General features: G+C 60.9%; 17 protein-coding genes and 2 riboswitches. Of the genes, 8 read left to right on the plus strand and 9 right to left on the minus strand.

Features of this window, described 5'->3' with window-relative positions:
* Positions 1-53 precede the first annotated feature (53 nt).
* The 3 genes from AC1RR7_RS04005 to AC1RR7_RS04015 are packed head-to-tail and all read right to left on the minus strand — an operon-like array spanning position 54 to position 1,374.
* On the minus strand, positions 54-467 hold the full coding sequence (locus AC1RR7_RS04005) for a cobalamin biosynthesis protein (RefSeq protein ID WP_085730754.1): 414 nt from the start codon (positions 465-467) through the stop codon (positions 54-56).
* The gene (locus tag AC1RR7_RS04010; RefSeq protein WP_102621760.1) at positions 464-1,165 is read right to left on the minus strand and encodes a CbtA family protein; all 702 of its coding nucleotides are present in this window, start codon (positions 1,163-1,165) and stop codon (positions 464-466) included. Before AC1RR7_RS04010 ends, AC1RR7_RS04005 begins: the two co-directional genes overlap by 4 nt.
* 11 nt (positions 1,166-1,176) lie before the next feature.
* Positions 1,177-1,374 (minus strand): CbtB domain-containing protein, encoded by a 198-nt coding sequence (locus AC1RR7_RS04015; protein ID WP_016983301.1) that lies wholly within the window; start codon positions 1,372-1,374, stop codon positions 1,177-1,179.
* A gap of 122 nt (positions 1,375-1,496) precedes the next feature.
* Positions 1,497-1,717: riboswitch (cobalamin riboswitch) on the minus strand.
* 733 nt (positions 1,718-2,450) lie between these two features.
* Positions 2,451-2,663, plus strand: a riboswitch (cobalamin riboswitch).
* 99 nt (positions 2,664-2,762) lie between these two features.
* Between AC1RR7_RS04015 and cobW the strand changes: the two genes are divergently transcribed.
* From cobW to AC1RR7_RS04045, 6 genes are all read left to right on the plus strand, one after another.
* The gene (gene cobW, locus AC1RR7_RS04020) at positions 2,763-3,836 is read left to right on the plus strand and encodes a cobalamin biosynthesis protein CobW (RefSeq protein WP_096821605.1); all 1,074 of its coding nucleotides are present in this window, start codon (positions 2,763-2,765) and stop codon (positions 3,834-3,836) included.
* A 3-nt stretch (positions 3,837-3,839) separates the two neighbouring features.
* Positions 3,840-7,613, plus strand: a complete 3,774-nt coding sequence (gene cobN, locus AC1RR7_RS04025; protein WP_493156221.1) for a cobaltochelatase subunit CobN — start codon at positions 3,840-3,842, stop codon at positions 7,611-7,613.
* Positions 7,614-7,615: 2 nt separating this feature from the next.
* Positions 7,616-8,617 carry a magnesium chelatase ATPase subunit I gene (locus AC1RR7_RS04030; protein WP_493156223.1) on the plus strand — a complete coding sequence of 334 codons (1,002 nt, stop codon included), beginning with the start codon at positions 7,616-7,618 and terminating at the stop codon, positions 8,615-8,617.
* Positions 8,599-9,282: a vWA domain-containing protein gene (locus AC1RR7_RS04035; RefSeq protein ID WP_493156965.1), complete on the plus strand. Its 684-nt coding sequence runs from the start codon at positions 8,599-8,601 to the stop codon at positions 9,280-9,282. The genes AC1RR7_RS04030 and AC1RR7_RS04035 overlap by 19 nt, the downstream gene beginning before the upstream one ends.
* Before the next feature lie 40 nt (positions 9,283-9,322).
* Positions 9,323-10,966: a phospholipase D-like domain-containing protein gene (locus tag AC1RR7_RS04040; RefSeq protein ID WP_493156225.1), complete on the plus strand. Its 1,644-nt coding sequence runs from the start codon at positions 9,323-9,325 to the stop codon at positions 10,964-10,966.
* Between the two features lie 72 nt (positions 10,967-11,038).
* Positions 11,039-13,525, plus strand: coding sequence for a P-loop NTPase fold protein (locus tag AC1RR7_RS04045; protein ID WP_493156227.1), 2,487 nt, complete (start codon positions 11,039-11,041; stop codon positions 13,523-13,525).
* A 34-nt stretch (positions 13,526-13,559) separates the two neighbouring features.
* Here AC1RR7_RS04045 and AC1RR7_RS04050 read toward each other — a convergent pair whose 3' ends face one another.
* The gene (locus AC1RR7_RS04050) at positions 13,560-14,789 is read right to left on the minus strand and encodes an NADH:flavin oxidoreductase/NADH oxidase family protein (RefSeq protein ID WP_493156229.1); all 1,230 of its coding nucleotides are present in this window, start codon (positions 14,787-14,789) and stop codon (positions 13,560-13,562) included.
* A 79-nt stretch (positions 14,790-14,868) separates the two neighbouring features.
* Between AC1RR7_RS04050 and AC1RR7_RS04055 the strand changes: the two genes are divergently transcribed.
* Complete coding sequence (locus AC1RR7_RS04055) at positions 14,869-15,279, plus strand: MerR family transcriptional regulator (protein ID WP_096821598.1); 411 nt, start codon at positions 14,869-14,871, stop codon at positions 15,277-15,279.
* A 295-nt stretch (positions 15,280-15,574) separates the two neighbouring features.
* Entirely contained in the window at positions 15,575-17,131 is a 1,557-nt protein-coding gene (locus AC1RR7_RS04060) for a TerC family protein (protein ID WP_102622724.1), read from the plus strand.
* 5 nt (positions 17,132-17,136) lie between these two features.
* Here the strand turns inward: AC1RR7_RS04060 and AC1RR7_RS04065 are convergent, their stop codons facing one another.
* Genes AC1RR7_RS04065 through wecB form a run of 5 tightly spaced genes read right to left on the minus strand, consistent with a single transcriptional unit; the run spans position 17,137 to position 25,555 of the window.
* Complete coding sequence (locus tag AC1RR7_RS04065; RefSeq protein ID WP_493156232.1) at positions 17,137-18,213, minus strand: GGDEF domain-containing protein; 1,077 nt, start codon at positions 18,211-18,213, stop codon at positions 17,137-17,139.
* The gene (locus AC1RR7_RS04070; RefSeq protein ID WP_493156234.1) at positions 18,197-19,075 is read right to left on the minus strand and encodes a DUF4434 family protein; all 879 of its coding nucleotides are present in this window, start codon (positions 19,073-19,075) and stop codon (positions 18,197-18,199) included. Before AC1RR7_RS04070 ends, AC1RR7_RS04065 begins: the two co-directional genes overlap by 17 nt.
* Positions 19,075-22,233 carry an NfrA family protein gene (locus tag AC1RR7_RS04075; protein ID WP_493156236.1) on the minus strand — a complete coding sequence of 1,053 codons (3,159 nt, stop codon included), beginning with the start codon at positions 22,231-22,233 and terminating at the stop codon, positions 19,075-19,077. Before AC1RR7_RS04075 ends, AC1RR7_RS04070 begins: the two co-directional genes overlap by 1 nt.
* Entirely contained in the window at positions 22,230-24,404 is a 2,175-nt protein-coding gene (gene nfrB, locus AC1RR7_RS04080; protein ID WP_096821593.1) for a cyclic di-3',5'-guanylate-activated glycosyltransferase NfrB, read from the minus strand. Before nfrB ends, AC1RR7_RS04075 begins: the two co-directional genes overlap by 4 nt.
* Positions 24,401-25,555 (minus strand): non-hydrolyzing UDP-N-acetylglucosamine 2-epimerase, encoded by a 1,155-nt coding sequence (gene wecB, locus AC1RR7_RS04085; protein WP_493156238.1) that lies wholly within the window; start codon positions 25,553-25,555, stop codon positions 24,401-24,403. Before wecB ends, nfrB begins: the two co-directional genes overlap by 4 nt.
* Positions 25,556-25,661 lie beyond the last annotated feature (106 nt).

A 25,661-nucleotide genomic window follows, 5' to 3' on the forward strand; every position in this document is an offset into this window, starting at 1 on the left:
AGAGCAGTTCAGATGAAGAATGCTCATGATCGAAAGCGGGGATTATCGGGAATTTACGCCGCGCCGGCCAATGCCAGGGTTGCCTGGGCGTATTTTTGTCTGGAAATCAGCAGTTTTGCCGGGGCCTGGATCAGTTGTTCGGCAAGCGCCAGTGCGGCGCTTTCCGCCACGCCGTAGCAACCGGTGCGTTCGAAAGCGATCTGCGAATGGTGACTCAGGCGTTGCTGATAACTGGCCAGTTCTTCGCTGCTGAAGTACAGCAACGGCAGCGCCAGTTGTGCCGCCAGTTCCTGCAGGCCGGGTTCGTCGCGTTTCAGGTCGATGCTGGCCAGGGCCTTGACCGCCTCGAGTTCGATGCGATGCGCCTGCAGGGCCTGGTCGAGCAAGGCGCGCAGCGTACTGGCCGGGCAGCCGCGCTGGCAGCCCAGGCCGACCACCAGAGTCGGCGCTGCGCTGTCATCGGTCATGCGTGGTATTGACCATCGCTTTTGCGGCGGAACAACCAGGCGCTGATCAGGCCCAGGGCCAGCCAGAACGCCACATTGGTCAGCTGCGAAGCGATTTTGAACTGAGCTTCCAGTGCTTCCGGCGCGAGCATCGAGTGCACTTCCGGTTGCGGGGCGCCGATCACGTGTGGCACAGCGAGAATCGCCACGCCGAGGATCTTCAGCAACCAGTTGCCACCGAACGCGATCAATGCCAGGCCGACAGCGGTCGACGCGGCGGTGCCGATCCACCACATCTGGCGCGACGCCAGGTCTGCGGCAGCGGTGCCTGGCAGCTCAGGTGGCAGGCCAAGGGTTGGAGCGAGCACGAAAGTCGCATAACCGGCCAAACCCCAGAGTAAGCCTTGCGAGGTTTTGGTCGGCGCACGCAGGGTGTACAGACCGGCCAGCATCAGGGCAAAACCCACAGCCACGACCAGATTGCCGCCGGTAGTGGAAAGCACGCGCTGCCAGCCGTCTTCCGGCTCCCAGGCTTCGGCATCGTGGGTGTGGGCGGCGGTGCCGGCAGCGTGTTCGTGAACGGCGGCAACCGGCTCGGCTTTCTCGAAGGTCTCTGCCTGAAGAATCAGCGGCGACACCCAGAAGCTTTGCAGCAACGTCAGGAGCAGGGCGGCCAGAAGGCCGGTGAAACCTGCGGTCTGCGCAATACGCTTGATCATGTCGTCAGGTCTCAGTGGCACGGGAACGCGGCGCTGTGGCGGGTATCGTGAGCGGCGTTGTGAACCGCTTCGATGTGCGAGAAACCGGCGAAATAGACCAGGCTGGCACCCAGGATCGACGCGAAGATCGCAGCGGTCAGGCGTTGGCTCAGGGTGGTGGTGCTGGAGATTTTGTCCGTGTTGCTGCCGGTGCTGCTGATGATCGACATGGCGCTTCCCTCTGGAGTGTCAGCGGGTGAACGGTGCGCATGAAAACCCCTGCGAGTCGGGCACGCAGAGGTTCGAACAGCGCCCGCCCACCGCGGGTTTGTTATGTTCAGTGACGCAAGATGCGTACTGTGTGTTGCGGGCCGGTCTCCGGGCTCACGAGGGGTGGCTGTCTGCCGACCTGCAAGCGTCACCTTCCCATGCCCTTGGGCACAGTGGATCTGACGCTTCGCTCGCTTACCGTTGCGGGGGCAGCACCGGACTGACATGGCTTTAGAGTAAAGCACATGATTCACCGGTTTCCCGTTTCACCCTTTGCAGGGCACCCGTAACAAGTTGTGTAGGAGACCATGGGTTGGGGAATTTAGTCAATTTTGTGGGCATATCCGTTTTTGTGGGCATATCCGTTGCTGCGGTTATGGCCACTTAGGGTTCCGCCCTTACGGCGGGTCACTTTTGGCAAACGCCCCAAAAGTAACCAAAAGGTCTATGCCCTGACGTTCGGCCCTCGCTGTGGCTCGGGTTCCTTCGCTCCGGGATTGATCCGGGGGCATCGCCTACGGTTTGCTTCGCTGCACCTCCTCTCGATGCATGCGGCTGCGCCGCACGGTCGCTGCGCTCCCACCCCCGGATCAATCCCTCCACTCAGCCTGCCGACGGGCCTTGAGATCAAAAGCTTTACTCGAGCTAACGCTCATCGTGGTGAGTGGTGAGTGGTGAGGGGGCTCTTGATCGGGCTTTGCTCTGGCTTTGGCTTTTGATTTTTTGCCCCTTCGGCAGGCCGAGCGGAGGTGTTCATCAGGGGGTAGGCGCGCAGCGCCGTGCGGCGAAGCCGCATACATCGAGAGGAGGTGCAGCGAAGCAAACCGTAGGCGATGCCCCCTGATGGACACCGTAGCGAGGGAACACTGAGCCTCAGCGAAGTGCCGTACGCCGGGGCAAAAGCCTTTTGCTTACTTTTCGGCGTTTGGAAAAGTGAGTCGCTGTAAGAGCGAAACCGCCAGCGGCAGCACCCGAAGCAACGGATATGCTCTCGTTCCCAAACTCCACGAACCATTGACCCATCCCCACACCCTGCGTAGCCTTGCGCTTTCGAGGTTCTTCGGCCCACGCCGAAGCTAAGAAGGGAACGCGGTCCAAGCCGCGGCTGCCCCCGCAACTGTGAACGGTGCTGTTCGCTGCCACGCCACTGCCAACGCTTTGCAAAGCGCCAGCGGGAAGGCGCAGCGAATACCGGGCCCAAAGCCTGAACACCGTCAGCCAGGAGACCTGCCTCGTCACAGATTCTCACTTTCAACCGGGCGGGGTGATCCGGTGGCGAACTCTCCAGGCACGCACCCGTGTTGCCGGTCTCGTCCCGTATGCCCGCCACCTTGCCAAAGGGCATCCGATGAAAACACTGGCCAAACTCCCCGTCACCATCGTCACCGGCTTCCTCGGCTCGGGCAAAACCACCTTGCTGCGGCACATGCTCGACAACGCTCAGGGCCGCCGTATCGCGGTGATCGTCAACGAGTTTGGCGAGCTGGGCATCGACGGTGAAATCCTCAAGCAGTGCACCATCGGCTGCACCGAAGAAGAAGCCACCGGCCGCGTCTACGAACTGGCCAACGGCTGCCTGTGCTGCACGGTTCAGGAAGAGTTCTTCCCGGTGATGCGCGAACTGGTGGCCCGTCGCGGTGACCTCGACCACATCCTCATCGAAACTTCGGGCCTGGCTCTGCCAAAACCGCTGGTGCAAGCCTTCCAGTGGCCGGAAATCCGCAGCGCCTGCACCGTTGACGCGGTGATCACCGTGGTCGACAGCCCGGCCGTGGCCGCCGGCACCTTCGCCGCGTTCCCGGATCAGGTCGATGCCCAGCGCAAACTCGACCCGAACCTGGACCACGAATCACCACTGCACGAACTGTTCGCCGACCAACTGGCCAGCGCCGACCTGGTAATCCTCAACAAGGCCGACCAGACCAGCCCTGAAGACCTCGCTCGCGTACGCCTGGAAGTCGCCGAAGAGCTGCCGCCAGCGGTGAAAATCATCGAAGCCAGCAACGGTCGTCTGCCGCTGGACGTGCTGATTGGTCTGGGTGCCGGGTCCGAAGAGCACATCGACAGCCGCCACAGCCATCACGATCACCACCACGGTGAAGGCGATGACGATCATGACGACCACGATCACGATGCTTTCGATTCGATCTCCATCGAACTGCCGCAAGCCGACGAAAGCCTGTTGCTCGATGCGCTGACGCAACTGGTGGTTCAGCACGGCATCCTGCGGGTCAAAGGCTTCGCGGCGATCCCGAACAAGCCGATGCGCTTGCTGATCCAGGGCGTGGGCACGCGTTTCGACAAGCATTTCGACCGTCAATGGGGCGCCGATGAGGCACGTGTGACGCGTCTGGTGTTGATCGGCCAGGAACTGGACGCGGCCAAGCTCGAAGCGCAATTGCGCGCCGCGCTCAGCGTTTAAGCCATGCACCTGCTCAGGACCCAGCCCGGCGGTTTCGTGTCGGATGACAACATTGCCGATCTAGGACAAACCCCCGCCGAGCTGGTGATCCTGTGCAGCGGCGACTCCAGCCTTGCGCTGCTCGCCGAAGCCGCGCAGCAGCTGCCCGAAGATTACCCGAGCGTGCGGCTGGCCAACCCGATGCAGGTGCAGAACCATGCGTCGGTCGACCTCTACGTTGACGAAGTGCTGCGCCACGCCAAGGTCATTCTGATTTCGCTGCATGGCGGCATCGCTTATTGGCGTTATGGCGTCGAGCGGCTGGTCGAGTTGTCCGAGCGTGGCGTGCAGGTGATTCTGGTGCCGGGCGATGACCGTCCCGACCCGGAGCTCAGCGACTTGAGCACCGTGGGCGCCGAGGATCGTGACCGGCTCTGGCAGTTCCTGCGTCAGGGCGGCATGGGCAATGCGCTGGACTTCTTCCGCTGTCTGGCCAATCGCTGGCTGGCGCGGGATTACGTGTGGGGCAAGCCGCAAACGCTGCCGCGCACGGCGATTTACCACCCAAACAAAAACACCGCCGCACTGAGCGACTGGCAAACCGATTGGCTGCCCGGTCAACCGGTCGCGGCGGTGTTGTTTTATCGCTCGCATTTGCAAGCGGCCAACACGGCGTTTATCGACGTGTTCTGCCAACGGTTGCAGGCTGCCGGACTCAATCCGCTGCCGATCGCCGTTGCCAGTTTGAAAGAGCCCGGTTGCCTGTCGGTGGTCGAGGACTGGCTGGATGAGGTCGAGGCTGGGGTGATTTTGAACACCACCGGTTTCGCCCAGTCCAGCCCGGAAGCGCCACATCTGCGGCCGTTCCGTCGCAACATTCCGGTGATCCAGGCGATCTGCGCCCAGGACAACGAGCCCGGTTGGCGCGAGAGCGAGCAGGGCCTCGGCCCTCGGGATCTGGCGATGCACATCGCATTGCCGGAGCTGGACGGTAGGATTATCAGCCGACCGATCAGCTTCAAGGATCTGGCGTGGCGCAGCGAGCGCAGTCAGTCCGATGTCGTGTGTTATCGGGCCCAACCCGAGCGCATGGATTTTGTGGCCGAACTGGCGCGGCGCTGGGTCGATCTGGCGCGGGTGCCGAACGCTGAAAAACGTATCGCGCTAATCCTCGCCAACTACCCGACCCGTGACGGGCGCATCGGCAACGGCGTCGGCCTCGACACGCCGGCCGCTGCGCTGAATATCCTGCGGGCATTGCAAGCAGAAGGTTATCCGCTGCCGGCCGAATTGCCGGACAGCGGAACCGAACTGATCCGGCAATTGCTCGGTGGCGTCAGCAACGACCTCGATACTCTGGATCAGCGCCCGTGCCAGCAAAGCCTGGCGATGAACGATTACCTGACGATGTTCAATGCACTGCCCGAAGCCAATCGCGCGGCTGTGCTGGAACGTTGGGGTTCGCCGCAACACGATCCGATGTGCCGTGACGGGCGGATGATGATCGCCGGCTTGCGGTTTGGCCTGACCTTCGTCGGTATTCAGCCGGCGCGGGGATATCAGGTCGACCCGAGCGCGGTGTATCACGATCCGGATCTGGTGCCGCCGCACGCGTACCTCGCGTTCTATTTCTGGCTGCGCCAGACCTACGGCGCTCACGGCGTGATCCATGTCGGCAAGCACGGCAATCTCGAATGGCTGCCGGGCAAAGGCGTGGGTCTGTCGGAGAACTGCTGGCCGGACGCGCTGCTCGGGCCACTGCCGAATGTCTATCCGTTCATCGTCAACGACCCGGGAGAGGGCGCCCAGGCCAAGCGTCGCACCCAGGCCGTGATCATCGACCATTTGATGCCGCCGCTGACCCGCGCCGAAACCTACGGCCCGTTGCGCAATCTCGAATTGCTGGCCGACGAGTATTACGAAGCGCAATTGCTCGATCCACGCCGCGCCCGGGAGTTGCAGCGTGACATTCTGCAACTGATGCGGGACACGCAGATCGATCGCGAACTGCAACTCGACAAAGCCCTCGACAGCGACGCTGATGCGGCGATCTGGCTGCCGCGTCTGGACACTTATCTGTGTGATCTGAAGGAATCGCAGATTCGCGATGGCCTGCACATTTTTGGCGAGTCGCCGAGCGGACGGCTGCGCATCGACACCTTGCTGGCGCTGCTGCGGATTCCCCGTGGCGATGGCAAAGGTGCTCAGTCGAGCCTGTTGCGGGCATTGGCGAAGGCGTTTCAACTGGGTTTCGATCCGCTGGATTGCGTGCTTGCTGAGCCCTGGGCTGGCCCGCGTCCAAAGGAACTAATGTCGGTCAGCGATGAAATCTGGCGTACGGCGGGGGATACCCGTGAACGCCTTGAGCTGTTCGCGGCGCAATTGATCGAGCAGTCACTGGCGGGTGATGTGGCGCAACTGGACGCTTCTGGCTGGTCAGATGTGCAGGCGATCGTCAGTGCCCTGCGCGAAGTGATCGCTCCACGCCTGGACGCCTGCGGCCCGGCCGAAATGCGCGGTCTGCTCGACGCTCTGAGCGGTCGCTTTGTCCCGGCAGGCCCAAGCGGTGCACCGAGTCGCGGTCGCCTCGATGTATTGCCCACCGGGCGCAATTTCTATTCGGTGGACGTGCGCAACCTGCCGACCACCACTGCCTGGCGGATTGGCTTCCAGTCGGCCACCCTGATTCTTGAGCGGCACTTGCAGGATCACGGCGACCATCTACGCCAGCTCGGTTTGTCGGTCTGGGGCACGGCGACCATGCGCACCGGCGGTGACGACATCGCCCAGGCCATGGCGCTGATGGGCGTGCGTCCTGTGTGGGCGACGGGCAGTCAGCGCGTCGATGACTTTGAGATTCTGCCGCTGAGCCTGCTCGACCGGCCTCGGGTCGATGTCACGCTGCGGGTCTCTGGATTTTTCCGCGACGCGTTCGCCAATCTGATTCGTTTGTTCGACGCTGCCGTGCAAGCCGTGGCGGAGCTGGACGAACCGGATGACCTCAATCCGCTCGCCGCCAAAGTGCGTGCCGAACGCGAGGCCTTGCGGCAGTCAGGGCTGGACGAAGAGGCTGCCCGGCGTCAGGCCGGCTGGCGGATTTTCGGTGCCAAACCCGGCGCTTATGGCGCGGGCGTGCAGGGCGCCATTGACGGTCGCCTGTGGCAGAGCCGCGAAGATCTGGCCGAGGTCTACCTGAACTGGGGCGCCTACGCCTATGGCGGTTCCGATGAAGGCACCGCCGCCCGCGAGCAATTCGTCCAGCGCCTGAGCCAGGTGCAGGCCGTGCTGCAAAACCAGGACAACCGCGAGCATGACTTGCTCGATTCCAACGACTACTACCAGTTCCAGGGCGGCATGCTCGCGGCCGTCGAAACCCTGCGCGGCGAAGCGGCGGCCAGTTATCACGGCGATCACAGTCAGCCGGATTTGCCGAAGATCCGCACCCTGAAAGAAGAGCTGAACCGGGTGATCCGTTCCCGGGCGGCGAATCCGAAATGGATCGACGGCGTCAAACGCCACGGCTATAAAGGCGCGTTCGAACTGGCGGCAACCATCGACAACCTGTTTGCCTTCGATGCCACCACCCAACTGATCGACGATCACCAGTACGCGTTGCTGGCCGACGCCTATCTGCTGGACCCGGCGACCCGCGAGTTCGTGCGCGAGCATAATCCCCACGCGCTGCGCGACATGACCGAGCGCATGCTCGAAGCGCAGCAGCGCGGGATGTGGCAGGAGCCGGGCGCGTACCGCGAAGCGCTGGAAAACCTGTTGTTGGATATAGAAGAAGAGAGCTGAACATGACCGATACCCCACATTTTCCGCTCTCTGCGGTGGTCGGCGCCGACGATCTGAAGCTGGCGCTGTACCTGACCGCCATCGACCCGAAGATCGGCGGCGTGCTGATCGAAGGCCCACGCGGCATGGCCAAGTCGACCCTGGCCCGGGGTCTGGCGGATCTGCTGGCCAGCGGTCAGTTCGTCACCTTGCCATTGGGTGCGACTGAGGAACGGCTGGTCGGCACCCTCGATCTGGATGCGGCACTCAGCGACGGTCGCGCGCAGTTTTCTCCCGGTGTGTTGGCCAAGGCTGACGGCGGCGTACTGTATGTCGATGAAGTGAACCTGTTGCCGGATCATCTGGTGGACCTGCTGCTCGATGTGGCCGCCAGCGGCACCAACCTGATCGAGCGCGACGGCATTTCCCATCGTCATTCGGCGAAGTTTGTATTGATTGGCACGATGAACCCGGAAGAGGGCGAGTTGCGCCCGCAACTGCTCGATCGCTTTGGTCTCAACGTCGCCCTTAGCGGTCAAACGGCACCGGCCGAGCGCGGACAGATCATTCGCCGGCGACTGGATTTCGACAGCGATCCGCAGGCCTTCTGCGGGCAGTGGGAAGCCGAGCAACAAGCCCTGCGTGAGCGCTGTGAAAACGCCCGCAATGCCTTGGCGAATATTCCCCTCGATGATGAAGCGTTGGCGCGGATCACCGAGCGTTGCTTTGCGGCCGGTGTCGATGGCCTGCGTGCCGATCTGGTCTGGCTGCGTGCGGCGCGGGCTCATGCGGCGTGGCGTGGCGCCGAAGGCATCGCCGAGCAGGACATCGATGCCGTGGCTGAATTTGCACTGCGTCATCGCCGCCGCGAACAGTCCTCATCCCATGCGCAGCCTCCAGCGCAATCGCCGTCCGGCACCCAGACGGCGCCGAGTGAAGGGCAGGGGCAGTGGGGTGAAATGCCGGCGCCGGCCCTTGCCACCGGCACGCGTCGCGAAGTACCTGTCTGGCCAAAAAAGCCTTAGGCATTCGCCCCCGATCCGACGCGGGGGCGAATGCCAGACCCCGTGCCGGACGTCTGGACAATGGCCGGCAAGGCAAACGTCATGCTGCTCGCAGTGGCTCGGTGAACTGGCCGGGCACATTGCTCAATGGCCGGCCGAAAGTGCGCTCGGATCTGCTGTTTCAACTACGCACCCGTACGCCTCATGAACTGTGGCTGGTGATCGTCGACGCCTCGGCCTCGACCCGTCGTCATCAAGCGTTGAGCGATGCCAAGGGTGTGCTCGCGCAATTGTTCGATGACGCCTACCGACAACGGGCGCGTCTCGCCTTGCTGACCGCCAGCGGCGCAGCGCCGAAATGGCAGGTGCAGGGTTTGAAAGCTTCCAGCGGATTGCGTGCGTGGCTCGAGGATTTGGGCGCGGGCGGTGGCACGCCATTGCTGGCGGCGCTGACTGAGGCTGAACACTGGCTGACCGTGCGTCGCAAGCGATTCCCCGCCGAGCAACAGCGTCTGTTGGTGCTCACCGATGGACGCTTGAAAGAATGGTCAGGGTTGCCGGTGCTGGCTTGTCCGGGCCTGCTGATCGATATCGAACGCGGGCCGATCCGGTTGGGCCGGGCCAGGCAGTTGGCGACTGCACTGGAAGCGGATTACCGTCATATTGACGATCTATCGTCGATCTGAGGTCTATGCTGCAACCAGCCCATCTCACAAGGAGTGAATCATGCGCGTACTGGTTGCCAATTCTCAGGACGATTTTCGCGTAAAGGCTTACGCCGGCACCAACGGCGTGCTGCTGGCGATGGACCTCGCCGAACCCCGCCGCAAAGGCCTGCTGGGGTTTGCCATCGAGAAGCAGCAGGGCGACAAACCCTGGCAGTTCCTGTTCAACAGCCTGACTTTTCCCGGCAAGGCTCACACCTTCCCGCAGTTTCACGCCACACCGAGTGACATCGCGCCCCTGCAGAAATTTCGCTGGGCCGATTACGCGGTCTATCCCGGCACAACCATGCACTACCGCGTGCACTTGGCCTATGGCACTGCCGACGCGCCGGTGCTGGGGGAGTCGCTGGAACTGAGCATTACCTCGGATGACGGTCACCCGGCCAACCAGAGCGTGATCTTTAACCGCGCCGTGGCCGCCAGCCAGGCATTCCAGCGCAAGTTTCCCGATCTCGACGCACAGATCAGCGCCAACAAAGACATGCCTATCGAAGCCTGGCCAGACGCCGCTCGACAATGGCTGGAAAACGGCCTGCTCGGGCGCTTGCAAGGGTTTATCGAGCGCGCCGTCGACGGGCAATGGGCACTGGACATCGCGATCTACGAGTATCAACTGCAAGCCATCATCGACACGGTGAACGCCGCATTCGATCGCGGTGTGCAGGTGCGGGTGCTGTATCACGCCAAGCCCGGTGACGAAGACACCACGATGAACGAGGCCAGCCTCGCCAAATTACCGGACACCAGCAAGCGCGGCCGGGTAACCCACGATATTTTCCATGACAAGTTCATCGTTCTCAGCCACATCGCCGGTGGTGAGCGGCAGCCGCAGGCCGTGCTGTGCGGCAGCACCAATTTCACCGCCAACGGCGTGTATCGTCAGGCCAACGTGGTGCATGTGCTGGACGACACGGCCATCGCAGCCAGCTATCTGCAGACGTTCGAGCAGGTCTGGGCGACGCCGGCGGATGTCGGTGCCACCCGCGACTGGATCACCCAGCACAACCCCATGAACCCGGCGCAACCGCTGTTTGCCGGGTTCTCGCCGCGCAGTGGCGGTGCCGATCTGCGGGCGTTCGTCGACATCATCAATGCGGCGAAGAAGGACGTGCTATTCGTCACGGCATTTACCTTGCCAGACGCGATTCTCAACGCACTGCTCGGACAGCCCCACGACGACATCCTGCGTTACGGCCTGCAGAACACCGTGAGTCGCATCACCGGATTCCACGCCGACCGTACGGCCGAGTTCGCTGCCACTGCGCTGCTCAACACCGGGCTGGAAGGCTGGTTGAAAGAGAACATGAAAGGCCAGAAGGGCAACCTGCTGGTGCACACCAAAGCGATCGTCACCGACTTCACCAGTGACAACCCGACCATCATCAGCGGCAGCCACAATCTCAGCGCAGCGGCCAGCAACGGCAACGACGAGAACTTCCTGATCATTCGCGGCGACACCGAATTGGCGGACCGTTATGGCCTGGAACTGTTGCGGTTCTACGAGCATTACCGCTTCCGCTATTTCGCGAAAAAACTGGCGCTGAAGCAGGTGCAGCCGCTGGCGGCGGATGACAGCTGGACCAACGACTATTACGTCGAAGGGGATTTGCGCCAGCTGTCTCGTCTGCGGTTTGCCGGGCGCTGACGAATAAGGCCGCATCGGTTGCAACCTTGCGGTCGAGGTCTTTTCAAGCGGGTTCATGAACTGGAGCGCGTGATGGAAAATGCAGACGATGGCACAGACAAACGGAAATCTATTTCAGCCTCTCAGACCTCGCAGGCGCCGGATAAACGGCAGCAATCGGCACGCCAATCACCAGAAGCCAGTAATGGCCAGACCGATGCTGCATCAGAGCCTTACCCGTCGGATTCAACGAAGTCAGAACCGCCGAAGGAGGAAACGGTCCCGTACTTTGATCCGGGCCCGGACAATAAAACGGCCAGCTCGGTTTTTACGTCCATTGCGATTACACAAAACGATGACCCTTGGGCAGCCGACCTGGATGATCGCCTCGGTGCCAATGAAGAAGCGAAAGCCTTTGCGCGACTGGCAGTGGCCAAGGACTTCATTCCACCTCTGGCGATAGGCCTGTTCGGTGACTGGGGCAGTGGCAAGTCATTTTTCATGCGCTTGATCTACCAACACATCGAGCGTCTGTGTCGAGGAAAACCCAGTATTGAAGCGCCGGAATCCGGGTCTGAGGCGTTTCATACCGACGTCGTACAAATTCGCTTCAATGCCTGGCATTACGTGGAGACGAACTTGTGGGCCAGTCTGGTGAGCCATTTGTTCACAGAACTGGACCGGTGGTATGACAAACACAATCCTCAAGCCTCTGATCCCTTGCTTGAGCATTTGTCGACTTCACGGATGTTGACCCTGGAGGCGGCTCAAGAGCTGGTTCGTCGTCGACACGAACAGAGGGTCGCCTCGGAGCAGCTTCTTCTGGCTCAGAAGGAGTTGGAAGCGGTGCAGGCAAGAACCGCATCTTCTCCTTCTGTTTACTTTGACGCGGTGACGAAGGTTCTCGGAAAAACGGAGGACAACAAGCCGACCCAGACCGTGTCTGACTTTAAAGCTGCGGCCGAGGTACTTGGCATCGATGCGGTGGCCAAGAGTGCCAGGGAGTTTCAACAGGTTTCCAGCGCGTTGCAGAGCGAGGTCAGGAGGGGACAACTGCTGGCGAGCGGGTACAAGTTCCAACTGCTGAGCTGGTTCAACGTCTCAGTGTTTGTCATTTTCGTATTGGCGCTTCCCTGGCTCGCAAAAGAGGGGATGGATCTACTCTCCGCCAAGCTTCCAGACCTGGGGGAACTGCAAAAGGATTTTGTGCTGTTGAGTGTGACGGTGACCGCCGTGACCGCGCGATTGCGTTGGATCTTGAAGACGGTCCGATCGGCGCTGACCGATTTGCAAACTGCCAAAGGCGCATTGGACGAGGCAATCAAAACGCAGCTTACTCAACAGGAAAATGCCTTCAAGGCCGCTCAAGAGGAACTGGCCAAAGTCAATGCGAGTGTCGATGAAGCGAAGGCGTTGGTTCAGACGACCAGCGCTCGCCTGGCACTCGCGGCCCATGATTATTCTCAAGGTACAGGCGCCGGCCGATTGAAGAAGTTTGTGCGGGCTCGAGCGACCGACGGGGATTACGCACAACATTTGAGTCTGATCGCCACTGTGCGCAAAGACTTTGAAGAGTTGGCCTTCAATGTCGCAGAGGCGGGCAGTCTTCGTGAGTCGGTCGAAGCGGAGCGAGAGGCGTTCATACTGAAAATGGATGCCTTTCTCGCTGCCAATCAGAGCTTGCTGGAAGCTGAAGATGTGACGAAGTTACGAGCAGCTTCCAAACATTCACCCGACAAGGTTCGATCTTTCAAACGCATCGCGTTGTACATTGATGACCTGGATCGTTGCCCGCCTGAAAAGGTTGTTGACGTCTTGCAGGCCGTCCACCTGCTGCTGACTTTTCCATTGTTCGTTGTCATGGTAGCTGTGGATGTTCGTTGGGTGCGCAAGGCCTTGCTCAGTCATTATCCGAGCTTGATGACAGAAGGCCGTGGGCAGCAGCAGACGGCGTCCGTGTCAGATTATCTGGAAAAGATTTTTCAGATTCCGTACTGGGTGCGTCCAATGGACGGTGCAACGAGTGAACAGTTTTTACGCAGTCAACTTGACCGTATAAAACGTGCTACCGCGAAAAGGGCTTCTGGCGGAAAAGGGAAGGTTGCTCCAGGGGTTGAGGTGGTTTTTGTACAAGATACCGCAACCAGAACGCTGAAAATTTCGAGGGGCGAAACCGATGCTTTGCAGAGACTTGCGCCTTACATTGGAACTTCACCGAGGCGTGCCTTGCGTTTCCTGAATGTTTACCGTTTGATCAAGGTCAGCTTCAACAGTACTGAGCTCAACGTGCTGGGGCGAGGAGATTACAAACTACTGTTGACGCTATTGGCGATTGCGATGGGAGCACCACTGAGCTTTTCCAAGTTACAGTCAATCAAGGACGATGGGCTTCCTTTCACCATGGAGAGTTTAAGGGGCATGGCAACCCAAAGAGCTAAAGATGAAGATAGATCTGAGCTGGACCGTCTGAGTGATATTCTGGCGCTGTACTACGGTCCGGAAGAAGAAAGTAAAACCGACATCAGACGCAAGTTGAAAAAATACATCAGCATTGTCCAACGCTATTCATTTGTCGGTTGAGGAGCGCATCGATCCCTGACGCGCCTTTCACTCATCAGCGCAAAGCGTGTGTCGCCTGACGGTACTGCCGGGTGCGGCGACTGAGGTACAAGCGGTCGCGAATCAGCGCCCAGAGTGCCGACACTTCCGGATGCGGCTTGCGACCCCGGCTCAGGCGCACCATCTGGAAGCGCACCACGGCCATGTTCGCCAGCGCCGCCAGCGGTTTGCGTTTCCAGCGGATCGGTGGCAGTTGCGGCTGACTGTGGCGGCCTTCGCGCCAGTGTTTGACCAGGTTCGGCTCAATGGCCATCGCCGTGGCGATGCCGGCCATGGCGAGGCCGCTGTCGAGCACTTGTTCGACGACTGGCAGGCGGCGGATGCCACCGGTGACCATCACCGGCATGCGCGCCACGCTGGCCAGTTCGCTGGCCATCTCCAGAAAGAATGCCTCACGGGCCAGAGTGCGCCCGTCGCGGGCTTCGCCTTGCATCGCCGGCGCTTCGTAGCTGCCGCCGGAGAGTTCCAGCAGGTCGATCGGCTGTTCGTTGAGCCATTCGATCACCTGACGGGCGTCGTCTGTGTCGAAACCGCCGCGCTGGAAGTCCGCCGAATTGAGCTTCACTGCCACGCAAAACTGTGGCGACACCGCCTGACGCACAGCCTCGATCACCGACAGCAGCAGGCGTGCACGGTTTTCCAGCGAACCACCCCAGCGATCGGTACGACGATTGGTCAGCGGCGAAAGAAACTGGCTGAGTAGATAACCGTGGGCGGCGTGGATCTGTATGCCGGTGAATCCGGCTTTCTCGGCGAGTGCTGCGCTCTTGGCAAAACGTTGAATCACATCCTCGATGTCGTCCTCGGTCATCGGTTTGGGCTCGGCGAACAGTTTCGAGAACGAACCCATGTCCAGGGCCACCGCTGACGGCGCCAGCGCTTGCTGGCCCATATTGGCGAAGGTCTGGCGACCGGGATGGTTGAGCTGCACCCAGACCTGCGCGCCGCCACTGCGGGCGATTTCGGCCCATTGGCGGAAACGGTCCAGATGCCGTTCGTCTTCCAGCACCACGCCGCCGGGGCCGGTCATCGCACGGCGGTCGATCATCACGTTACCGGTCAGCAGCAGCCCGGCACCGCCGTCGGCCCAGGCCTGGTACAGGCGGAACAATTCACGGGACGGTGCCTGGTCACGATCCGCGAGATTTTCTTCCATGGCGGCTTTGGCGATACGGTTGCCGACGGTCTGGCCGTTGGGCAGATTCAAAATCTGGAAGGGCGACATTGCTTGACTCCTCATCAGTGATGGAGAGAGGCTAAGCTTAAAGTTAACTTTAATGTCAAGCAGGCAATTCGAGGTTGGAATGAAAATTGGTGAATTGGCGCAACAGAGCGGGCTGAGCGCTTCGAGTATTCGTTTCTACGAAGCCCAGGGCCTGATTCCCAAAGTGGAAAGGCTGGGCAATGGTTATCGGCGTTACCCGCCGCAAGTGCTGCAGACCCTCAATATCATTCGCTGCGCCCAGCAGGCCGGGTTTTCCCTTGAAGAACTCAAGCAGTTGCTGCCGGCTGCCGGAACCGGAGAGTTCAAGCACGATGAACTGGTGGAAGGCCTGACGCGCAAGGTCGAGCAGATCGAAGTCATGCAACAGCATCTGGCCCAGAGCAAGGCGCGGCTGCTGGAGGTGATCGACAGCATTCAATCGAAGCCGGAAGGCATGAGTTGCGGCGCAAATGCCGAACGGGTGCTGGCCTCGATCTACCCGGAATCCTGAAGCGACGGCGAAGGCGTACAGATTTTGAAATGATTTCCAGCTGTAGGAAAAGTCATCTGAGCCTGTACGCTTCAAGGCCTTTTTTCATTCAGGATTTGCATGAACACCCTCTCGGAGCCTCCCAGTTCGATTCAAAGAACCACGTTCCCTTCGCGCCATGGCGCGGTCTTGACGCACTCGCAGCATCCAGTCTTCCGACTCCCGACTATCGTTGATGGCGCAGCCTTCGAGCTTTCGCGCCGCACTTTGCCGTGTCCGGCAGCCTGAATTCACTGAAGAGAGATAGAGACAGATTATGGAATGGTTAGCGGATCCCACGGCATGGCTGGGCTTGTTGACACTGATCGTGCTGGAACTGGTACTCGGTATCGATAACCTGGTGTTCATCGCGATTCTGGCGGACAAACTGCCGCCGCATCAGCGCGACCGTGCGCGAATCATCGGTTTGAGCCTGGCGCTGATCATGCGTCTTGGCCTGCTGGCGAGTATTTCCTGGCTGGTCACCCTCACGGCACCATTGTTCGAAGTGTTCGGCAAGAGTTTCTCCGGCCGCGACCTGATCATGCTGTTCGGTGGTGTGTTCCTGTTGTTCAAGGCGACCATGGAGTTGCACGAACGGCTGGAAGGCCATATCGGCGAGCGTTCGACCAACACGGCTTATGCGTTGTTCTGGCCGATCGTGGCGCAGATTGTCGTACTCGATGCGGTGTTCTCCCTCGATGCGGTGATTACTGCCGTGGGCATGGTCGACGAACTGGCGGTGATGATGATCGCGGTGATCGTGTCCATTGGTGTCATGATCATTGCCAGCAAACCGTTGACCCGCTTCGTCAACGCCCACCCGACGGTGATCATGCTCTGTCTGGGCTTCCTGATGATGATCGGTTTCGCCCTGACCGCCGAAGGCCTGGGCTTCCACATCCCGAAAGGTTATCTGTACGCCGCGATTGGTTTCTCGATCCTGATCGAGGTGTTCAACCAGATCGCCCGTGCTCGTCGCAAGCGCTCGATGCAGGGTTTGCGCCCGATGCGTGAGCGTACGGCCCACGCGGTGATGCGTTTGTTGGGCGGTCGCAAACTGGCGGTGGAAGAGGTGGGCGAGGAGATCTCCGACTTGCTGGACAATGGCGAGGCGCCAAGTGCAGAGCTGTTCGACCGACGTGAGCGAGTGATGATCAGCGGCGTGCTGCAACTGGCTGAACGGCCGATCCGCACCCTGATGACCGTGCGCGCCGATGTCGATCACATTGACCTCGCGGATGACGCAGGGGCAATTCGCACGCGATTGATGCATTCCTCCTACTCGCGCCTGCCGCTGATTCGCAACGGCGCGGTGGATGAACCCTTGGGCTTCGTTCACAAGAAGGAACTGCTGAAGGAGTATCTGGCCGGCAACGAGCCAAACCTCGAACACCTGGCGCGCAAGACGCTGAACCTGCTCGACAGCTATTCGATCCTCAATGCATTGGAGCAGATGCGTGCAGCATCGACCCATATTGCGTTTGTAGTAAACGAGTTCGGTGATTTTGTCGGCGTGCTGACCATGACCGACATTCTCGAATCGATCGCTGGCGAGTTGCCGGACGCCAGCGAAATCGCTGGCCCGGACGTGGTCGAGGAGCAGGGCGGGTTTGTGGTGAACGGCGCTTTGAACCTGACACGTATTCGTCAGCGCACCGGCTTCACCGCCGAGCCAACCGAGGATTACCAGACCCTCGCCGGGTTGGTGATGAGTCTGCTGGATCGGTTGCCGATGAAGGGTGATCGTCTGGTACACGACGGTTGGGGCATGACCGTGATGGCGGTCGAGGAGCGACGGGTGACGCGGGTGTTGCTGGTGCGTGAGGCCTGACGGCCTCACTGATGAAAGGTATACCGGTCTTTGCCGGTGTGCTTTGACTCATACAACGCTTCATCAGCCTTGATCAGGGCCTGGTTGAGGGTGTCACCATCCTCGACCCGGGCCACGCCGATGCTGATGGTCACCGGGTACCGGGTGGTTTGCTCACGCACCACCCGGCACAACTCACCGGCCAATGCCTCGACGTCGTCGCGGCGTACGCCGGCCAGATAAATCGCAAACTCCTCGCCACCCAGTCGCGCGTACTCGAACGGTGCCATCACCGCTTTGATGTCTGCCGCGATCCGCTTGAGCACTTCATCGCCGATGTCGTGGCCGTGCACATCATTCACTTTCTTGAAGTTGTCGATGTCGATCATCGCCAGGTAATGGTCCTGCTCGCGGGGCACCGATTGCAGGCTCTTTTCGGCGCGGGTCATGAACGAGCGGCGGTTGGGGATTTCAGTCAGGGTGTCGTTGTAGGCCTGATCCAGCAACAGCTTGGACATGATGTAGTTGTAGAGCTTGGTCTCGCGCAGTTTGAGGAACGTGTAGATCGTCAGCGCACAGAGAAACACGCTGTAGCAGATGGTCATCACCCCTTTGAGTTCCAGCAGGCCGATACCGGTGCCCATGAACGGGTTGAGTATCAGCCAGGTGATGACCTGCGCACCGAAGAACGACCAGCGACTCAGCGGCAGCACGGAGGCGCTATAGAGCGTGGTGGCGGCGGCAAGTACCAGCCAGATGCCATGAAACGTCGGCGGCAGGCCGTCGATCACCAGACGTATGCCCAAGGTGATGACGAACACGAAGGTCAGGTTCAGCCAGTCGAAGTGGCGGGCCTTGCGCGTGAACATCAGCACCACGGCAAGCACCGCAAACGCGGCGATGAAGATCATCGAACGCCAGGTGAAGCCCTGATCGCCGAGGAAACTGACGATCAGGTCGAAGGCCAGCCAGATGCCCATGCTGGCCAGATAGATCAGCAGGCAGAACGAATGCAGCCGCTCGAACTCATGCTGGATGAACTCGTCCCACAGCTCGGCGGGCGCGGTTCGTTTCAGGACTTCGTCTTCAATGGTTTTGTACATTGCTGCCCGGATGCTTGCGCTGGTTGTCGAGAATCACCTGTCCCCACGGTCGATAGCGCAGGGAAAACACTGCATTTTGATGGCAACCGGTCGAGGTGGCATCAGGGGTTGCCGGCTCCGCGCGGAACGGCTCACCTTCGCGACTGACCTGGCGGAACGCTTCACGCACGATTCCGACGGAGCAGGGCAGTGCACTGGCATAACCGCTGCGCACCAGCACTGGCAGGCGCCCGGTGCCAGCGCCGTCCTGCCACCAGACGTGCGCACCGGCCGCTGTAAGATCCCCCAGCCATTGGGCGTTGACTGTCGGAGCAAGCTTGCCGGCACTGAAGGCGCTGACATGCAGCGGTGCATCCAGTTTTGCCGCGAAATCCTTCAGCTGACGCTGGAGCGTTGCCCGTCGATCGGCCGCCAGAAAGTGCAAGTCATCCAGCTCCAGCGGTAGATACCAACCGCTGACCGGCAGTTTCCATTCCTGGCGCAACTTCTGTTGTTGCGCCAGCGATTGACCCAGTTGCGCCTGCCAGTAGGCACCGAGGCCGGTGCTGTCCAGTTCGTCGATGCGCTTGTAATACGCCGGGTCCATCGACAGCCCGAGCACCAGTTGCAGACCTTGTTGTTCGGCAAGTTTCAGGCTGTTGGCGAGCCAGCCATTGGCACCACCGAAGTCCGAGTCGCCATACGCGGTCCACTGCACGATCACCGTTCGCGTGCCTTGTCTGGCGGTGTCCTGCCAGACTTTCTGCCATTGCGCCTGGGTCAGGCCGGCATCGACATTCAGCGGCTGATAGAACACCCGCTCATCGGCCCGTGCGAGCGTGGCGCCCATCAGCAGGCAGAAAAACAACATCCATCGAGCCATCAGAAATTCCACTCCACGCCCAGCAGCACACCGTTGCCGCCTTCATACAGATTGCCGCCCAGGGACTGTTGATATTCGGTGCGTACCGTCAGTTTCGACCGGTAGGCGTTGTAGCGATCTTCGTCGTACCACCACTGCCAGCGCAGACCCACGCCGGTGCGCAGATCCTGGCGCCAATCGTTGCTCGGGTCCTGGCTGGCAAATTCGAGGAAGCCGTAAGGCATGATTGTCTGGGCGCCACTGTTTGGCAGCTTCCAGGCATGCCCCTGCTGGAACCGCGACAGCCATTGATGATCGCCGGCCTTGGTCCACCAGGCGGCGTCGAGGTAGAGGAAACGCTCATCCCAATCGTTTTCATCGACGCGCCAGTCGTTGCGGTACTTGCCCTGATCGAGGAACGAGGCAGTCGCGCGCAGCAGATAGTCGGTGGTGGTGTGGCCGTCCTGGCGGTGATCGTTGACCTGATCCAGCAACTTTTCCGGCACCAGCATCTGGCCGAGGCTCAGGCTGTGGTTGTCGTCATCGTTGAACTGGCTCTGTTTGTAGATCTCACCGTAGAAGTTGATGTTCTGCGTGCCCCACGGTTTGTAGCGCAGGCCGACACCGGCAGCGAGGGATTCAGCGTAACTGGAGCGACCCTGGCCACCGAGCAGCACCCGACCGTACACCGACAGCGTGCTGCCGGCGCGGCTCGGTTCGTCGCCGAGGGCGTGGTCCCACATCGCCAGTTGCACGTTTTGCGAGTCGGCGCGGCGGCGCGAACCTTTGCTCTCGTCCGGTCGCACGAAGTCATTCGTCGATACCCCGGCCGGTGACCAGGTGCTGGCAATCGTCCGGCTGTCGCGGCGGGAGAGGGTTTCATGGGCGCGGCGCTGACGGTAACGGCGCGCTTCCATGCTGCCGTCCTCGTCGTCGACAGCCACCGGGTTCTGTTCCAGATCAATCACCCGACGCAGTTCCTTGCGGGCAGAGGCGCTGTCTTCCGCTTCGTCATAACGCCAGGCCAGGGTTTCACCCAGTCGATAATCCTCGGGGAAATCACGGGTGGCCTGTTGCAGATAGGGGATTGCGGTGGCGCGTTCCTCGCGGGTTTCGGCACCGGCCAGACGCATGCCGTAGTCGGCGCGATAACGTGGGTTGTTCGGGTCGCGGCGTACTGCCTCGGCCAGCCATGCTGTACTTTGTGGCAGGTCGCCGGCCTTTTGCGCAGTGACCGACGCCGCGTAGAAATGCCCGGCGTCCGGTGCTTGTTGCAAGGCTTTACGCTGACGTTCAAGTGCCTGGACATGATCGCCACGAGCGTCGGCGATTGCCGCGCCGAGGGCCCATTCGTTGGCGCCGCGGGTGGTGCTTTGCTGCCAGTAGCGTTCGGCTGTCTGGCTGTCACCGGCATTCAGCGCGCTGCGGCTCGCGGTGAGGCGCGCGTTGTCGCTCAGTTCCGCTGCCGGGAGGCTGCGCCAGATGGCCAGTGCGCCAGCCGAATCACCGGCGGCTTCCAGGGCGTACGCCAACGGCAGACGACTGCCGCGGTCGCCGAGTTTTTCCGCTTGCTGGTAATAGACGACAGCCTCGCCCGGCCGATCCGGCATCGCGCAACGCCCCAGTGCCCGGTAATCGCCGGCGACCTGCGGGTGGTTGCCGATGGCATGCTGAACGGCATCGCACTGACCGTTTTCTGCCAGTTGCGCGAGTAACTGACCACGGGTGGCACCATCCACATGGGTGAGCAACGAAGCCATTCGCCGTTGTTGTTCCGGTGTTGTGGTTTTCGAAGCTGCATAAAGCCCGGCCAGACGTTGCAGTGCAGTGGCCGGCAAGCGCCCTTGATGACGGTCGAAAGCGGTTTCCAGTAACTGTTGCGCCTGTGCGCGATCGCCATTGTTTACCGCCAGATAGGTGGCCTGATTCAGCGAATTCAGGCTGCCGGTCTGCCGGTAGTGAAGCTCCCACAAGGTCTGCGCTTCGGTCATGCGGCCCATGCGTTGCGACAGTTCTGCGCGACGTTTGACGATTTCAGGTGTTTGCGTCTGGCCGGCCAGCCAGGCATCGACCTTGTCGCTGCGCCCCTGATCCTGCCAGACATTCAGCAGTTGCTCCTGACGGCGACTGTCCCACGGCTGCGGCAGTCGGGTGGTCTGCAGCAGGTCGGTGGCTTGCAGGCGTTGGGCGAGTATCAGCCAGGTTTGCGGGTCGTCGTCAGGCGTGCAACCACGAAATTGCTTGAGCGCTGCTTCCGGGTCCTGGCGTGACAACCATTCAGCGGTCTCCAGGCACGGCCGTTGCAGATCGTTGCTCAAACGCTGCACGGTCGGCACATCTTCGGTCTTGCGTGCCAGCTCCCACAGGCGCTGACGTTGCGTGGGATCGGCCAGATCGGAGTCCGGCAACGACTGAATCCAGCGTTGTGCCTGTTGCTCGTGGCCCATGGCAATGGCGCGGTCGACCATTGCCAGACGGATCTTGCGTGCAGCCTCCGGAGTCGGTGCCTGTTGCAGCAGTTGTTGCAGCGGTTTTTCGTCGAGGCGCTGTACATAAGCATTGGCCAGACGTTGCCAGCCTTCGGCGTCCAGCTGTTTGCGGGCAGCGAGCGGTGCGAGCTGATCGATGGTGCCGCTCCAGTCGCGCAATTGCTCCGACCAGTTGGCCCGCGCCAGACGCAGGATATTGTCATCGCCCTTGGGCGACAGTTGTGCGAGCCAGTCGTGGGCCTTGGCCGCGCCGCCGAACTTGGCGAGACTCAGACTGTAGGCCTGCCACAGGCGCACGCGATCATTCAGGCTGCTGGTAGCCATCCAGCTTTCAACCTGAGTGCTGGTGGGTGGATCCTGTTCGATCCAGGTCAGGCGCAGGTCGAGGAGGGCGTCGCTGTTGTCCGGCAGCGCCTGCATGGCGTCCTTGTAGCGGCGTTGTTTGGCCAGCGACTCAACCAGCAGCGCCCGGGCCTCGTCGTTTTTCGGGACCTTTTCCAGCAAGTGGCGCATCAGTCGTTCGACTTCTTTCCAGTTGCCCTTTTTCGCTTCGCGGTAACTGCGGTCCATGTAGGGATAGCTGCGGAACTGTTCGAAATCGCTCAGCGGCGCAGCCTGTAGCGGATACGCAGTGCTCAGGCCCAGCAGCAGGCTGCCCATCAGCAAGGTGTGACGATGCACAGGCTTCATGCGACCTCCCGGACAATGCGGTAGGCGGCTTGCTGTTCGCTGGCCTGATCGGCGAGGGCTTGTTCCAGGACTTCCTGGGTGATCATGCCGCGGGAAATCAGATGCTCCCCGAGTGACATGTTTTCGGCATCGAAATCGATCAACGCCTGATTGAACAAGGTTGGCGGCACCATACCGCGAACCTGCAGCAGATTGCCCAGCAGCACCTGATGGCGGCTGACCCGCTCCAGCAAGGCTTCATCGTCCTGATGGCGCTCAAGTACTTCGAGCATATGACGCACTTCCTCATTCTGGCGGGGGCTGGCGTACCAGTAACGAATCCCCAGCGTAACGCGGCCCTGCGGTGCCAGACGGCTACGCACCGGGCGTTTCAATTGACGGCTGATCGCGCCGAGCGAGACCTGGCTGACCGGGCCTTCAGAGGCCAGAATCAGGGTGTCGCCTTCTTCGGCCACCGGCAGTACGCCGTAGTGCGATGCGACCCGGCGTGGCACGGCATCGATCAGGCGCTTGTCGAGCTTGAACGGGTTGAGTGGCGCCCACTCCAGGTCAAGCTGTTCGGCAAGTGTTTGAACCAGCTGAGTGCTGTCGATGTACTCACGCAGCAGCAGTTCGCGACCCAGTCGACGACGTACCGGACTGGTGATCGCCGCTTCCAGTTGTTCTTCGGTCAGCAGGCCTTTTTCCACCAATCGATGGCCGAGTGGGGTGCGTTGTGCCTTGGTCAGTGCCGGGAATTCGTGGGTGGTCTTGTCCCAGGCCACACGCCGTGAGTCGCCCATCTCCATCACCTGGCGCAGGGCGCGCAGGTTGGCGAAGAAGTTGACGAAGTTGCTCCACATCATGCGCGGCGCCGACAACAGACCTTCGACCAGCCCGTAGTAGCGAGTGACAAACCAGCCACGCTGGAACAGGCGGTTGAACAGCATCAAACCGTTGAGCCACAGCAGCACCGACAGCAACGAGCTGTCGGCGAGGATCGAGGGATAGCGCCATGACTCTGGGGCAATCACCGTGATGGCCCACATCGCCAGCAGCACCAGGAACAGCAGGTTGACCAGAAAGCTCAGCAGGTAGGCGATCAACCCGCGACGGTCACGCCACAGGAAGTAATTGAGCAGACCCTTGCGACTCCAGCCGAGGTTCTTGGTGCCTTGAAATACGATGCCGACGATCCACCGCGACTTCTGCCGGATTGCGTGTTGCAAGTCGCGGGGAAAGTGCTCGCGTACGCAGATCACTTGGGAGAACTCACGATTCATCCCGAACACCCACGGTTGCTCCAGCGCCAGTTTCGGATCGCTGACCGAATAGCGGGCGAAGATGCATTTCATGCCTTTCTGCTTGAGGCGGAAACCGATGTCGTAGTCTTCGGTGAGACTCTGCACATCGAAGGCGATACCGTCGCCGTCTTCCAGCAGCGCGCTGATGGCTTTACGGCTGAAGCAGGTGCCGACGCCGGCGCTGGGCACCTGGCCGGTGAGGGCTTCGCGGACGATGACGTCCTTGCCGTGGTTCTCGGCGAACTCATCGACGTAGTGCCCGGCGGTGAAGCCTTTCCATTCCGGTGCGTAGGGGTAGACCGGAATCTGGATCAGGTCCTTGTTCGGCAGCAGGTAGTTGTAGAGGCGCAACTCCATCGGCGAAATCACGTCTTCGGCATCGTGCAGGATGAAACCGGCGAACTGGATTTTCGCTTCGCTCTCGAAACGCAGGATCGCATCGATGATGTTGTTCAGGCAGTCGGCCTTGCTAGTCGGACCCGGGCGGGCGCAGACCACTTTGTGCACGTTGGGGTAGTGCTGGCAGACCGCATCGACGTCGGCCTGGGTTTCGGCGTCGTTGGGGTAGGTGCCGACGAAAATCTGATAGTTCTCATAATCGATGGTCGAGGCAGCCAGCCGCGCCATCTCGCCGACCACGCCGACTTCGTTCCACGCCGGCACCATGATCGCCAGCGGCTTCTCGGGAATCGAATACAGGCGTTCCTCGTCAGCGCGCTTGAATTTCTCGTAGATCCGCCAGCGCCGAATTAACTTGCGGCTCCAATACACCAGATCGATGAACAGGTCATCGAGTCCGAGGATGAACATCAGCAGGGCGAGGAGGATCGCCACATACTTCAGACCAAACAGCACATACGCAAAAAAATCGACCCAGCCCAGGCTCATACCCCGTTACCCGCCGTCGAGCGTGCGCTCAGCCAGGCGTGGAGGCGTTTGGCGATACGCTCGCTGGCGTGACCGTCACCGTATGGGCTGTGGACGCGGCTCATGCGTTTGTAGGTCGCTTCGTCATCGAGCAACTGGCTGGCTTCCTTGACGATCTTTGCGGTGTCGGTGCCCACCAGCAGCACGGTGCCGCCCTCAAGCACGGAGGGGCGTTCGGTGACGTCACGCAATACCAGCAGCGGCTTGCCGATGGCCGGCGCTTCCTCCTGGACGCCGCCGGAGTCGGTCAGGATGAAGTGCGCGCGGCCCATCAGCCAGACGAAGTTCGGGTAATCCTGAGGGGCGACCAGATAGATGTTGGGTTTGTCGGCGAGCATGCCGTACACCGCGCTCTGCACCTGCGGATTGAGGTGAACCGGGTAGACGAATTGCACGTCCGGGTAACGCAGGGCGAGATCGGCCAGGGCCTGGCAGATGTTCTGGAAACCGTCGCCAAGGTTTTCCCGGCGATGGCCCGTGATCAACACCATGCGACGGCTGTCGTCGAGCACCGCCAGAGGTGAATCGGCAGCCGGGCGCCAGTTGCTCTGTTGCTGCTTCGTGCGCATCCACAGCAGCGCATCGATGACGGTATTGCCGGTGATTTCGATGTTGTCCTGCGGCACGCCTTCACGCAGCAGATTCGCTTCGGCTTTGCCGGTGGGCGGGAAGTGCAGGTCGGCGATCACGCCGGTCAGACGTCGGTTGGCTTCTTCAGGCCAGGGCGCGCGCAGGTTGCCGGTGCGCAAACCGGCCTCGACGTGGCCGATGGGCAGCTGGCGATTGAACGCGGCGAGGGCGGCGATGAAGCTGGTGGTGGTGTCGCCGTGTACCAGCACGATGTCCGGTTTGACCCGTTCGTAGGCCTGGTCGAGTTGTGCAAGCAGATGTTGCGACAGACCGTTGAGCGTCTGGCCCTGGGTCATCACTTGCAGGTCTTCATCGACCGTCAGTTCGAACGCGTCGAGTACCTGTTTGAGCATCTCCCGATGCTGGCCGGTCGAGCAGATGTTGAGTTTGATGTCGGGCCACTGACGCAGAACTCGAGCCAGCGGGGCCATTTTGATGGCCTCCGGGCGAGTACCGAAAACCATCATGACGTTAAAGGACATTGACCCCTCCTGGGACGAAGCAAGGCCGTGGCCGGATAGCCAGCAGCACCTATCTCTTTCTGAGAAATAAAGAAAAGCAGCCGGATGGGAGCTTGTCCAATCCGGC

This window comes from Pseudomonas sp. GW821-FHT11G12 (genome assembly GCF_058808055.1).